At 68.3% G+C, this 11,179-nt stretch carries 14 protein-coding genes and 1 pseudogene; 9 read left to right on the forward strand and 6 right to left on the reverse strand.

All coding sequences use genetic code 11. From position 1 onward, the window contains the following. From WAL33_RS08380 to dapD, 7 genes are all read left to right on the forward strand, one after another. On the forward strand, positions 1 to 927 hold a 927-nt coding region (locus tag WAL33_RS08380), incomplete at its 5' end, for a sulfate ABC transporter substrate-binding protein (protein ID WP_422180350.1). 153 nt (positions 928 to 1,080) lie between these two features. Further along, the gene (locus WAL33_RS08385) at positions 1,081 to 2,202 is read left to right on the forward strand and encodes a histidine kinase dimerization/phosphoacceptor domain -containing protein (RefSeq protein ID WP_422180352.1); all 1,122 of its coding nucleotides are present in this window, start codon (positions 1,081 to 1,083) and stop codon (positions 2,200 to 2,202) included. 19 nt (positions 2,203 to 2,221) lie between these two features. Beyond that, positions 2,222 to 2,686, forward strand: coding sequence for a response regulator (locus WAL33_RS08390; protein WP_422180354.1), 465 nt, complete (start codon positions 2,222 to 2,224; stop codon positions 2,684 to 2,686). 3 nt (positions 2,687 to 2,689) lie between these two features. Further along, positions 2,690 to 2,965 (forward strand): SemiSWEET family sugar transporter, encoded by a 276-nt coding sequence (locus WAL33_RS08395; protein WP_422180356.1) that lies wholly within the window; start codon positions 2,690 to 2,692, stop codon positions 2,963 to 2,965. A 200-nt stretch (positions 2,966 to 3,165) separates the two neighbouring features. After that, positions 3,166 to 4,080: an acetylglutamate kinase gene (argB, locus tag WAL33_RS08400; protein WP_422180358.1), complete on the forward strand. Its 915-nt coding sequence runs from the start codon at positions 3,166 to 3,168 to the stop codon at positions 4,078 to 4,080. Further along, the gene (locus WAL33_RS08405; RefSeq protein ID WP_422180359.1) at positions 4,077 to 4,736 is read left to right on the forward strand and encodes a pyrimidine 5'-nucleotidase; all 660 of its coding nucleotides are present in this window, start codon (positions 4,077 to 4,079) and stop codon (positions 4,734 to 4,736) included. Before argB ends, WAL33_RS08405 begins: the two co-directional genes overlap by 4 nt. A gap of 1 nt (position 4,737) precedes the next feature. Beyond that, positions 4,738 to 5,598, forward strand: coding sequence for a 2,3,4,5-tetrahydropyridine-2,6-dicarboxylate N-succinyltransferase (dapD, locus tag WAL33_RS08410; RefSeq protein ID WP_422180361.1), 861 nt, complete (start codon positions 4,738 to 4,740; stop codon positions 5,596 to 5,598). A 15-nt stretch (positions 5,599 to 5,613) separates the two neighbouring features. Here dapD and WAL33_RS08415 read toward each other — a convergent pair whose 3' ends face one another. Then, on the reverse strand, positions 5,614 to 6,174 hold the full coding sequence (locus tag WAL33_RS08415; protein WP_422180363.1) for a cytochrome b: 561 nt from the start codon (positions 6,172 to 6,174) through the stop codon (positions 5,614 to 5,616). A gap of 97 nt (positions 6,175 to 6,271) precedes the next feature. Then, on the reverse strand, positions 6,272 to 6,751 hold the full coding sequence (locus WAL33_RS08420; RefSeq protein WP_422180365.1) for a cupin domain-containing protein: 480 nt from the start codon (positions 6,749 to 6,751) through the stop codon (positions 6,272 to 6,274). Between the two features lie 52 nt (positions 6,752 to 6,803). Here WAL33_RS08420 and dapE point away from each other — a divergent pair, with 52 nt between their 5' ends. Continuing rightward, complete coding sequence (gene dapE, locus WAL33_RS08425; protein WP_422180367.1) at positions 6,804 to 7,964, forward strand: succinyl-diaminopimelate desuccinylase; 1,161 nt, start codon at positions 6,804 to 6,806, stop codon at positions 7,962 to 7,964. 2 nt (positions 7,965 to 7,966) lie between these two features. Here the strand turns inward: dapE and WAL33_RS08430 are convergent. The 3 genes and pseudogenes from WAL33_RS08430 to fmt form a co-directional block, all read right to left on the reverse strand. Next, positions 7,967 to 8,038 (reverse strand): annotated as a pseudogene (locus WAL33_RS08430) (hypothetical protein); the annotation flags it as partial. A 173-nt stretch (positions 8,039 to 8,211) separates the two neighbouring features. After that, a complete protein-coding gene (gene truA / locus WAL33_RS08435; RefSeq protein WP_422180369.1) occupies positions 8,212 to 8,961 on the reverse strand; it encodes a tRNA pseudouridine(38-40) synthase TruA in 750 nt (249 codons plus the stop codon). Continuing rightward, complete coding sequence (gene fmt / locus WAL33_RS08440) at positions 8,961 to 9,887, reverse strand: methionyl-tRNA formyltransferase (protein WP_422180371.1); 927 nt, start codon at positions 9,885 to 9,887, stop codon at positions 8,961 to 8,963. Before fmt ends, truA begins: the two co-directional genes overlap by 1 nt. Positions 9,888 to 10,030: 143 nt before the next feature. Between fmt and WAL33_RS08445 the strand changes: the two genes are divergently transcribed. Then, positions 10,031 to 10,390 carry a cell surface protein gene (locus WAL33_RS08445; protein ID WP_422180373.1) on the forward strand — a complete coding sequence of 120 codons (360 nt, stop codon included), beginning with the start codon at positions 10,031 to 10,033 and terminating at the stop codon, positions 10,388 to 10,390. A gap of 110 nt (positions 10,391 to 10,500) precedes the next feature. Here the strand turns inward: WAL33_RS08445 and def are convergent, their stop codons facing one another. Further along, positions 10,501 to 11,022 (reverse strand): peptide deformylase, encoded by a 522-nt coding sequence (def, locus tag WAL33_RS08450; protein ID WP_422180375.1) that lies wholly within the window; start codon positions 11,020 to 11,022, stop codon positions 10,501 to 10,503. Positions 11,023 to 11,179: the final 157 nt, after the last annotated feature.

Consider the following 11,179-nt stretch of genomic DNA (forward strand, 5'->3'; position numbering starts at 1 on the left):
ACCCTGCTCAATGTCAGCTATGATCCGACCCGCGAGCTCTACAAGGACGTCAACGCCGCCTACGCCAAGTACTGGAAGGACAAGGTCGGCCAGACCCTGACCATCAACCAGTCGCACGGCGGTTCGGGCAAGCAGGCCCGCTCGGTGATCGACGGCCTGCAGGCCGACGTGGTCACGCTGGCGCTGGCCTATGACATAGACGAGATCGCCGCCAAGGCCAAGCTGCTGCCGGCCAACTGGCAATCGCGCCTGCCCAACAACTCGACCCCCTACACCTCGACGATCGTGTTCCTGGTCCGCAAGGGCAATCCTTGGAAGATCAAGGACTGGGGCGACCTGGTGAAGCCCGGCATCGACGTGATCACCCCCAACCCGAAGACCTCGGGCGGGGCGCGCTGGAACTATCTGGCGGCCTGGGCCTGGGCCCTGAAGCAACCGGGCGGCAATCCGGCCAAGGCCGAAGCCTTCGTCAGGGCGCTGTTCGAGCACGTGCCGGTGCTGGACACCGGCGCGCGCGGCGCGACCACCAGCTTCACCCAGCGCGGCCTGGGCGACGTCCTGCTGTCGTGGGAGAACGAGGCCTATCTGGCGCAGGAGGAACTGCCGGGCAAGTTCGACATCGTCTATCCGTCGCTGTCGATCCTGGCCGAACCGCCGGTGGCGATCATCGACAGGAACGTCGACCGTCACAAGACCCGCCTGGCGGCCGAGGGCTATCTGAACTTCCTCTACAGCCCCATCGCCCAGGACCTGATCGGCAAGAACCACTACCGTCCGCGCAACGCCCAATCGGCGGCCAAGTATGCGAGCAAGTTCAAGGCGATCTCGCTGGTCACCATCGACGACACCTTCGGCGGCTGGAAGAAGGCCCAGGCCGTCCACTTCGCCGACGGCGGCCTGTTCGACAAGATCTACAGGCCCAAATAGGACGTCCCTCCGCGTCCTCCGGACCTCAGGCCATGGCGGCGGGAACTCTTGGAGTTTCCGCCGTCTCGCATTTGGGCCAATGTCCGGAACCCGACCTCCCCGCCGACGTTGTGGGGGGCCACGGGGCGGGTCAGCAGGTCAGGCGTTCAGCGAATGACGGACATATTGCGGTCGGAACGCCTAGCCGAGGAACTGGCCGCCGAGCATGAGGGCGCAGATCCGTTCGCGGCGGCCGTCCGCGGCGCCCGCATGGCGATGATCGTCACCGACGCGCGTCAGCCCGACAATCCGATCATCTTCGCCAACGACGCCTTCCTGACCCTGACCGGCTACAGCCGCGAGGAGGTGATCGGCCGCAACTGCCGCTTCCTGCAGGGGCCCGACACCGATCCCGCCGCCATCGCGGCGACGCGGCGCGCCGTCGCCGAGGGCGAAGACATCGGGCTGGACATCCTCAACTACCGCAAGGATGGCACGACGTTCTGGAACGCCCTGTATCTGTCGCCCGTGCGCGGCAAGGCCGGCGAAATCGTCTATTTCTTCGGCTCGCAGCTGGACGTCAGCGACAAAAAGCGCGTCGAGCTCGAGCTGGGCGACACGCGCGATCGGCTGGAGGCCGCCGTCGAGGCCCGCACCGCCGACCTGAGCCGGGCCCTGCAGCAGAAGACCGCCCTGCTCCACGAGGTCGATCACCGGGTCAAGAACAACCTGCAGCTCATCTCGTCCCTGTTGCTGCTGCAGAACCGCCGCGTCACCGACCCGGCGGTCAAGGACAGCCTGCGCGGCATGCTGGAGCGGGTCAGCGCCATCGCCACGGTCCACCGCCGCCTGTTCCAGAGCGACGACGTCGAGCGCTTCGACGTCTCGGCCTTCGTGCGCGATCTGGTCAGCGACATGATGGGCGCGGCGCGGCGCGACGACATCACCGTGCGGCTGGATCTGGAGCGCATCGACATCGCCGCCGCCAAGGCCGCGCCCCTGGCCCTGGTGATCAATGAGCTGTTCTCCAACGCCCTGCGCCACGGCTTCCCGCCAGGAGCCCTTGAGGGGCGCACCGGCGAGATCTTTGTCGGAATCACCCGTCAGGACACTGATTTCCGGATCGAAATCACCGACAACGGCGTTGGGGTGGTGAATTCCGCATCGTCGGGCGGATTTGGTCTGACCATCGTCCAGCTGCTTTGCCAGCAGCTGAAGGCGCGTTCGGAGACCACGCCCGCCGATCCTGGAACCCGCGTCGTGGTGTATCTGCCGGTCAATGGCGGACATCACTGAGACAAGGTTGGATTTTGTGATGAACGTGCGTCCGCTCGAGGTCTTGATCGTGGAGGACGAGGTGCTGCTGGCCACCGAGCTGGAGTTCCTGGTCGAGGAGGTGGGCTGTCGCTCCGTGGGCCTGGCCATGAGTTCGGACGAGGCGGTGGCCATGGCCAACGACCTGCGCCCGGATCTGGCCCTGGTCGACGTCCATCTGCGCGACGGCCCGACGGGCGTGGAGGTGGTGCGCAAGATCCACGACGATTGCGGCGGCGTGGCGCTGTTCATGACCGCCAACGTCAAGCGGCTGCCCGACGACTTCGCCGGGGCCTGCGGGGTGATCGGCAAACCCTATTCCGAGCACGGGGTGAAGACCGCCCTGGCCTATCTGACGGTCTGCCTGCGTGAAGGCCAGGCCCCCGGCCCGCCGCCCATCGGCCTGGAGCTGTCGCCGGCCTACGCCAAGCATTGGGGCCTGACCAACCAACCCCAAGCCGTTTAGGTCATGGGCGCCACCTTGATCGCCTCGGTCGTCGGCACGGCCGCCGCCCTGCTGTCGATCACCAGCTTCGCCCCGCAGATCGTCAAGATCTGGCGCGAGAAGGACGCTTCGTCGGTTTCGCTGCGCACCTATGTCGTCACCGTCGCCGGCTTTTCCTGCTGGATCGCCTATGGGGTGCTGATCAAGGCTTGGCCGGTGATCGCCTCCAACACCGCCTGCCTGCTGATGTCCGGCGCGGTGCTGGCGTTGAAGTGGCGGTATAGCCGGAAGGAACGGTAACGCTCCAGGTCCCCGCGTCTGTCATCCCGGACAAGGCCCGAAGGCCGCCGATCCGGGACCGCCGGAAGCTCTGAGTTCACGCGTCGGTCCCGGATCTTCGCGCTGCGCGCTCGTCCGGGATGACAATCGGGGCTGAATGCGTGACAGGCCGCACGGGGTCCGCTATCGAGGCGCGCCTTTCGCCTTACAGGATCGCCGCCTTGACCGACGTCGCCGAGGAAGCGGGCTGGGCCACCGCCAAGACCCTGGCTGAAGCCCTGCCCTACATCCAGATCTACGACCGCGAGACGGTGGTGATCAAATACGGCGGTCACGCCATGGGCCAGGAGCAGGTCGCCAAGCTGTTCGCGGCCGACGCCGTGCTGCTCAAGCTGCTGGGCGTGCATCCCGTCGTGGTGCACGGCGGCGGTCCGCAGATCAGCCGCATGCTCGACAAGGCCGGCGTCAAGTCGACCTTCGTCGACGGGCTGCGCGTCACCGACGAGGCGACGATGGAAGTGGCCGAGATGGTGCTGTCGGGCGCCATCAACAAGGAAATCGCCAACTGGATCACCCTGGCCGGGGCCGAGGCCGACGTGCGCGGCGTGGGCCTGTCGGGCAAGGACGCTCGGATGATCACCGCCGAGAAGGTGACCCGCACCCGCAAGGATCCAGGCAGCAATATCGAGCAGGTCGTCGACCTGGGCTTCGTGGGCGAACCGACCAAGATCGACCCGCACATCATCCAGGCCCTGCTGACCTCGGAAACCGACTACATCCCGGTGATCGCCCCGATCGGCGTCTCCGAAGCCGGCCAGACCTTCAACATCAACGCCGACACCGTGGCCGGCGCCCTGGCCGGCGCGCTGAAGGCCAAGCGGATGCTGATGCTGACCGACATCGCCGGCGTGCTGGACGCCAACGGCCAGCTGATCCGCCAGATGACCGTCGACGAGGCCCGCGGCCTGATCGCCAGCGGCGTGGCCAGCGGCGGCATGATCCCCAAGCTGGAGAACGCCATCCACGCCGTGGAAAACGGCGTCGAGGCCGTGGTCATCCTGGACGGACGCCGTCCCCACGCCATGCTGGTCGAACTGTTCAGCGAGCACGGCGCGGGTACGCTCATCTCGAAATGACCGCCGACCTGACCCACGTCGAAACCTGGCTCTTTGATCTCGACAACACCCTCTATCCGGCCGAGTGCGAGTACATGGCCCTGATCGAGGGCAAGATGACCGACTTCGTGACGCGCTTCACGGGCCTGCCCCGTGACGAGGCCAAGGCCTTGCAGAAACGCTACTACACCGAGCACGGCACCACCCTGGCCGGACTGATGATGCACCACGGCATGGAGCCCAAGGCGTTCCTCGACGAGGTGCACGACGTCTCGATGGATCGCCTGACGCCGGACGTGGCCCTGCGCCAGGCGATCCTGAGCCTGCCCGGCCGTCGCCTGGTGTTCACCAACGGCTCGACAGGCCACGCCGAGCGAGTCCTGGACCGCCTGGGCCTGGCCGACCTGTTCGAGGACACCTTCGCGATCGAGACCGCCGACTATCTGCCCAAGCCGGCCATGGCCACGTTCGAGAAGATGACCCGCCGTCACGACGTGACGTCCACGGTCACCGCCTTTTTCGAGGACAGCGAGAAGAACCTCGCCCCCGCCGCCTTGCTGGGCATGACCACCGTCCTGGTCGGCGCCCACGCGGCCGCCTCGACCGCCGATTTCGTCCATCACCGCACGCACGACCTCGCCGGGTTCCTGACCTCGGCGCGCCTGAAGGAAGCCTGACATGACCGCCCAATCCCCCTCTGGCCTGACCCTCGCTGATCTGCAGACCGAAGTCGAAGCCGCCTGGGAGGCCCGCGACGGCGTCTCCACCGCCACCACCGGCCCGGTGCGCACGGCGGTCGAGGAGACCCTGCTGCTGATCGACGCCGGCAAGGTGCGGGTGTCGGAAAAAGTGGGCGGCGAATGGACCACCCACCAGTGGCTGAAGAAGGCCGTGCTGCTGTCGTTCCGCCTGAACCCCAACAAGGTCATGCACGCGGGCGCGATGGGCGGCGCGGTCGGCCCGTGGTGGGACAAGGTGCCCAACAAGTTCGACGGCTGGGACGCCCCGCAATTCGAGGCCGCCGGCTTCCGCGCCGTGCCCGGCTCGATCGTCCGCCGCGGCGCCTATGTGGGCAAGAACGTCATCCTGATGCCGTCGTTCGTGAACATCGGCGCCTATGTCGACGACAGCACCATGGTCGACACCTGGGTGACGGTCGGCTCGTGCGCCCAGATCGGCAAGCGCGTCCACCTGTCGGGCGGCGTCGGCATCGGAGGCGTGCTGGAGCCCCTGCAGGCCAACCCGACCATCATCGAGGACGACTGCTTCATCGGCGCCCGTTCGGAAGTGGTGGAAGGCGTGGTCGTCGGCGAGGGCAGCGTGCTGTCGATGGGCGTGTTCATCAGCGCCTCGACCAAGATCGTCGACCGCGCCACCGGCCAGGTCCACATCGGCAAGGTGCCGCCCTACAGCGTCGTCGTCCCCGGCAGCCTGCCCGACCCCAAGGGCGGCCCCAGCCTCTACTGCGCCGTGATCGTCAAGACCGTCGACGCCAAGACCCGGTCCAAGACCAGCATCAACGACCTGCTGCGCGACTGATCACAAGGTCGCGTCCTAGCCGGCGCGAGCGCGCCGGACCCAGAGCATGCGCAGCAGGGTGCGGTCGCGATCCACGATCGCGTGCTTGAGGGCGCCGACCACGTGCAGGACGATCAGCGGCCAGAAGAGCTTGGTCGCCGCGCCGTGGACCTCCTCGCTGACCTCGTGCAGCCAGTCGATCCGCGTCGGGAAGGGCGTCGGCAGCGAGAACCAGTCGAAGACGGCGATCGGCCGGCCGCCCGACCACACCGCCAGCGGACCGGTGACCAGCAGCACCGCGATCATCAGCAGGAACAGGCCATGCACGGCCTTGGCCAGGCGGCGCAGCCAGAGGTTCCGCTCCAGCGACGTCGGCGCCGGCTGCGAGGCGGACCAGGCCAGGCGGGCCAGCAGAAAGGTGAACAGCAGCACCGCGACCGAGACGTGCAGATGCTGCGCGGCGATCTTGGCGGCGCGGTCCGGCGCCTCCTCCATCCGCTCGCCCAGGAGGTAGAGCGCGGTCACGCCGACGGCGCTGATCCAGTGCAGGCCGATGGCGATCCAGCCATAGGCGGCCTTGGTGTTTCCAACCGTCATGGGGCGTCTCCCTTGAGGGCGGCAGCCAAGCCTGATCAGGCGCGCGACACCTTGATCTGCGTCAAGCGCGTTTGGCGGCCGATTCGCGGTCGTCTCGCTAGCGCCCGCCCTCGCCGTCGACCTCGTAAGGCCTTCCGTCCCGATGTCGGTAGAAGTCCTCTCCCGCCCGCGCCACCATGTCGATGTCGCTATAGGTGCAGGTGTCCTGGTCGGGCCGGCGCGAGCCCATTTCCAGCAGCACGGCCTCGCGGTCCGAACGGTTCTCCAGGTGGTGGCCGCTCTCGACCCCGGCCTTGAAGCCCGCGCAGTCGCCGGGCCGCAGGATCGTCTCCGCGCCGTCCTCGACCAGCACCACCTCGCCCTCGACCACCCAGACGAACTCATCCTCCGCCGAATGCCAGTGGCGCTGGCTGCTCCACTGGCCCGGCGGCAGGCGCATCAGGTTGACGCCGAACTGGTCGAGTCCGGCAGCGTCGCCCAGGGCCCAGCGCTTGCGCGCGCGGCACGGCGCGTCGTGGGGCGGCGGATAGTCGGTTCCCACGCGCGTGGGGGCGGCGGCGATGTCGATCTTGGGCATGGCGGTCGTCTCGGGTTTGCGTCGGGCGCCAGGGGAGCCTAAAGCCAGGACAATGACTGACAACAGCCTCGCCCCCGCTCTCGATCCCGTGGCCCTCGCCCAGGCCTTGATCCGCCGCCCGTCCGTGACCCCGGCCGACGAGGGGGCGATGGACGTGTTGCAACGCCAGCTGGAAGCCCTGGGCTTCAATTGCCGGCGCATGAAATTCGGCGAGATCGAGAACCTCTACGCCCGGCGCGGGACCGCCCGCCCCAACCTGTGTTTCGCGGGCCACACCGACGTGGTGCCGGTCGGCGACAGCGAAGCCTGGACGGCCGGCCCGTTCGAGGCCGAGATCAAGGACGGCGTGCTGTACGGCCGCGGCGCGGTCGACATGAAGAGCGCCATCGCCGCCTTCGTCGCCGCCGTTTCGCGCTTGCCGCAAGATCTGCCGGGCTCGCTCAGCTTCCTGATCACCGGCGACGAGGAGGGCGTGGCCGAGGACGGCACCGTCCGCGTCGTCCAGGCCCTGGCCGCCGAGGGCGAGGTCATCGACCACTGCATCGTCGGCGAGCCGACCAGCGCCAGCCTGCTGGGCGACATGATCAAGATCGGCCGGCGCGGCAGCATCAACGCCTGGATCGCCGTCGACGGCAAGCAGGGCCACGTGGCCTATCCGCACCGCGCCGCCAACCCGATCCCGGTGATGGTCGACATCCTCTCGCGCCTGCAGAGCCGGGTGCTGGACGACGGCTATACCGGCTTCCAGCCCTCGAACCTGGAAGTCACCACGGTCGACGTCGGCAACACCGCCACCAATGTCATCCCCGCCTCGGCCAAGGCCCGGATCAACATCCGCTTCAATCCCGCCCACCAGGGCAAGGACCTGCAGGCCTGGATCGAACAGGAGTGCCGCGAGGCCGCCGAGGGCTTTTCGGGCCGGGTCGAGGCGCTGTGCAAGATCAGCGGCGAGGCCTTCCTGACCGCGCCCGGCGCCTTCACCGACGTGATCGTGGCCGCCGTCGGCGACGCCACCGGCCGGGTGCCCGAGCTGTCGACCACCGGCGGCACCAGCGACGCACGGTTCATCCGCAGCCTGTGCCCGGTGGTCGAGTTCGGCCTGGTCGGCGCCACCATGCACGCCGTCGACGAACGCGTGCCGGTCCAGGAGGTCCAGGACCTGGCCAACATCTACCAGGCCCTGATCGGCCGCTATTTCGCGGCCTTCGCCTAGGCTTTCCTCACCCGTGAAACGGGGGAGGTGGCGCGATGCGGATACGCATCGTGACGGAGGGGGCGTCCCGGACTTGAGGCAAATCAAGGCCGCCCGGCATCGACCGCGCAAAGCTTCACCGTTGCACCAACGGAGATGCTTCCATGACCCCTTTCCTCACCCTCGTGCTCGTCGCCTTCGGCGCCTTCATGCTGGCGCTGGTGATCGGCCAGATCCAGACGGCCCGGGCCGAGCGCGCCAAAAAGCGCTAGGCCTCCCCCTCGTAACCCACCCCGGTCAGATACAGCCCGTCGGCCGGGGCCACCGGCCCGCAGGCCGTGCGGTCCTTGGCCTCCAGCGCCGCCTTGACGTCGTCGGCGCTCCACCGCCCGACCCCGACCTCGACCAGGGTGCCGGTCATCGACCGCACTTGGCGATGCAGGAACGAGCGGGCCTCGAACACCAGGTGGACCTCGTCGCCGACGCGCAGCACCCGGGCCACGTCCAGGGTCTTCAGCGGCGATTTCGACTGGCAGGCCATGTCGCGGAACGTGGTGAAGTCGTGCAGGCCGATCAGAGCTTGCGCGGCCGCGTGCATGGCCTCGGCGTCGATCGGCTTCTTGACGTGCCAGACCTTGCCCTTGTCCAGGGCCGGCGGGGCGCGGCGGTTGAGGATGCGGTAGAGATAGCGCCGCTCCCGGGCCGAGAACCGGGCGTGCCAATCCTCGGGCGCGACCCTGCAGTCCAGCACGACGACCGCCTCGCGCACCAGGTGGGCGTTCAGGGCGTTCATCACCGTCTCGGCGGGCCAGTCGCGCTCCAGATCGACCTGCACCACCTGAGCCGTCGCATGGACCCCGGTGTCGGTGCGCCCGGCCGCCGCGATGCGGATGTCCTGACCGGTGAAGGCCTTCACCGCCGCCTCGATCGCGCCCTGCACCGACGGCTGCGAGGCCTGGGCCTGGAAGCCGTTATAAGGCCGGCCGTCGTATTCGATCGTCAGGCGGTAGCGGGGCATCAGGCCAGGACCGTTCCGGCGGAGAGGGGGAAGCCGCGCAGGAAGACCTCGGCCTCCTGGACGCCCTTGCCTTCGCGCTGGGCCTTGAGCAGACGGACGGCGCCGTCACCGCAGGCGATCAGCAGGCTGTCGTCGAGCGCGGATCCAGGCGAGCCTTCCCCGTCCTCGACCCGCGACAGCAGGGCCTTCACGCGAACCGGTCCCTTTTCCGACGGCGCCTCGAACCACGCGCCAGGGAACGGCGACAGGCCGCGGATGTGGCGGTCGACCTCGGCGGCGGGACGGGTCCAGTCGATGCGGGCCTCGGCGGCCTTGATCTTCTTGGCGTAGGTCACGCCCTCCTGCGCCTGCGGGACCTCGCGGGCCCCGCCGCGTTCGATGGCGGCCAGGGCGATGGGCAGCAGGTGCGCGCCGACGGCGGCCAGCTTGTCGTGCAGACTGCCGGCGGTCTCCAGGGCGTCGATCCGCACCTGTTCGCCCATCAGCACCGGCCCCTCGTCCAGGCCCTCGCTCATCCGCATCACCTGGACGCCGGTCACCGTGTCGCCGGCCATGATCGCCCGCTGGATCGGCGCGGCGCCGCGCCAGCGGGGCAGCAGGCTGGCATGCAGGTTGAAACAGCCCAGGCGGGGGGCCTCCAGCACGTCCTTGACCAGGATCTGGCCGAACGCGACGACCACGGCGGCGTCGAGATCGAGCGCGCGGAAGGCCTCGATCTCCGCGGGCGTCTTCATCGACACCGGCGTGCGCACCGGCAGGCCCAGGCTGGTGGCGAAGGCGTGGACCGGCGAGGGCTTGAGGTCCTGGCCGCGACCGCGCGGGGCGGGCGGTTGAGAGTAGACGCAGACGATCTCGTGGCCGGCGGCGACCAGCTCGGCCAGGCAGGCGACGGAGAAATCGGGGGTTCCGAGGAAGGCGAGACGCATGGCGGAGGTTTAGACGGCCCACTCTCCCTAAGGAAGGGCGCTCATAAGGAAGCCGGCCTTGAGGCGATGGGGGCGGGCGCTGAGTCGGAACCTCGACCGTAGAGCGCCGTTCTATGGGCGACCTATTTCCAGGAGGAAACGCCATGCGCTCCATCACCCTCTTCGCCGTCGCCGGCTTGGCCGCCTTGTCGCTGGCCGCCTGCTCGGACGAGCACGCCACCCAGATCAAGGAAGGCGCCAAGGCCGCCGGCAGCGAGATCAAGCAGGCCGCCACCGACATCAAGAACGATCCGGACGTCAAGCAAGCCGGCACCGCCCTGAAGGAAAGCACGCAGGAAGCCGCCGCCGACGCCAAGGTCGCGGCGGGCGAGGCCGTCGACAAGGCCCAGGAAGTCGGCGCCAAGGCCGGCCAGGAAACCAAGGAAGCGGCGGCCGACCTCAACGCCGACGCCAAGAAGGCCGGCGCGAACGCCAAGAAGGACGTGCACGAGGCGACGCGGTAAGGCTCACGTCGGGGACATGCCCTTGCGGCGTGTCCCCAAGCGGGCGCGGCGCGAATTCGGAAAGTCCGTGCATATGATGGGGACACGCCGCAAGGGCATGTCCCCGGCGGTTAAGCCGCCCGGCGCGCCTTCTTGACCTTGGAGATCGCCCGATCGCGCTTCAGGCGCGACAGGTGGTCGATGAACAGCACGCCCTTGAGGTGGTCCATCTCGTGCTGGATGCAGACGGCATAGAGCTCCTCGGCCTCTTCCTCGACCGCTTCGCCCTTGTAGTTGAGGTAGCTGATCTTGACCTTGGCCGGGCGCTCGACGGCGTCGAAGACCTCGGGCACCGACAGGCAACCTTCCTCGTATTCGAACAGCTCTTCGGACGCCCAGGTGATCTTCGGATTGACGAAATAGCGGGGGGCCGGCGCCTCGCCTTCGCGGGCCAGGTCCATGACGATCACATTGACCAGCTCGCCGACCTGCACGGCCGCCAGGCCGATGCCAGGGGCGTCGTACATGGTCTCCAGCATGTCATCCATCAGCGCGCGCAGGGCGTCGTCGACGGCGGGCACGTCCTTGGAGACTTGCTTCAGAATCGCCAGATCGGCGGCGTTATCGACGGTGAGGATGCGACGGATGGCCATGACGACAGTCAGGTAAGGTCCGCGCCGGTCAGCGTCAAGGCGACGGAAGGGCGCGGCCGGTGGGCGCGGGGGGTGGAAAGACCCCCTCAGTCGCTCCGCGACAGCTCCCCCAGAGGGGGAGCATCTGGGCGTCGAGAAATCCTCCCCTCCTGGGGGA

The organism is Caulobacter sp. (assembly GCF_049283275.1).
In the GTDB taxonomy this organism is placed as follows: domain Bacteria; phylum Pseudomonadota; class Alphaproteobacteria; order Caulobacterales; family Caulobacteraceae; genus Caulobacter.

Excerpts from the sequence above, each read along its gene's own strand:
- WAL33_RS08385 (WP_422180352.1), top strand. The coding sequence starts at position 1,081 with ATGACGGACATATTGCGGTCGGAACGCCTAGCCGAGGAACTGGCCGCC.
- WAL33_RS08390 (WP_422180354.1), top strand. The coding sequence starts at position 2,222 with ATGAACGTGCGTCCGCTCGAGGTCTTGATCGTGGAGGACGAGGTGCTG.
- WAL33_RS08395 (WP_422180356.1), top strand. The coding sequence starts at position 2,690 with ATGGGCGCCACCTTGATCGCCTCGGTCGTCGGCACGGCCGCCGCCCTG.
- WAL33_RS08405 (WP_422180359.1), top strand. The coding sequence starts at position 4,077 with ATGACCGCCGACCTGACCCACGTCGAAACCTGGCTCTTTGATCTCGAC.
- dapD (WP_422180361.1), top strand. The coding sequence starts at position 4,738 with ATGACCGCCCAATCCCCCTCTGGCCTGACCCTCGCTGATCTGCAGACC.
- WAL33_RS08415 (WP_422180363.1), bottom strand. The coding sequence starts at position 6,174 with ATGACGGTTGGAAACACCAAGGCCGCCTATGGCTGGATCGCCATCGGC.
- WAL33_RS08420 (WP_422180365.1), bottom strand. The coding sequence starts at position 6,751 with ATGCCCAAGATCGACATCGCCGCCGCCCCCACGCGCGTGGGAACCGAC.
- dapE (WP_422180367.1), top strand. The coding sequence starts at position 6,804 with ATGACTGACAACAGCCTCGCCCCCGCTCTCGATCCCGTGGCCCTCGCC.
- truA (WP_422180369.1), bottom strand. The coding sequence starts at position 8,961 with ATGCCCCGCTACCGCCTGACGATCGAATACGACGGCCGGCCTTATAAC.
- fmt (WP_422180371.1), bottom strand. The coding sequence starts at position 9,887 with ATGCGTCTCGCCTTCCTCGGAACCCCCGATTTCTCCGTCGCCTGCCTG.
- WAL33_RS08445 (WP_422180373.1), top strand. The coding sequence starts at position 10,031 with ATGCGCTCCATCACCCTCTTCGCCGTCGCCGGCTTGGCCGCCTTGTCG.
- def (WP_422180375.1), bottom strand. The coding sequence starts at position 11,022 with ATGGCCATCCGTCGCATCCTCACCGTCGATAACGCCGCCGATCTGGCG.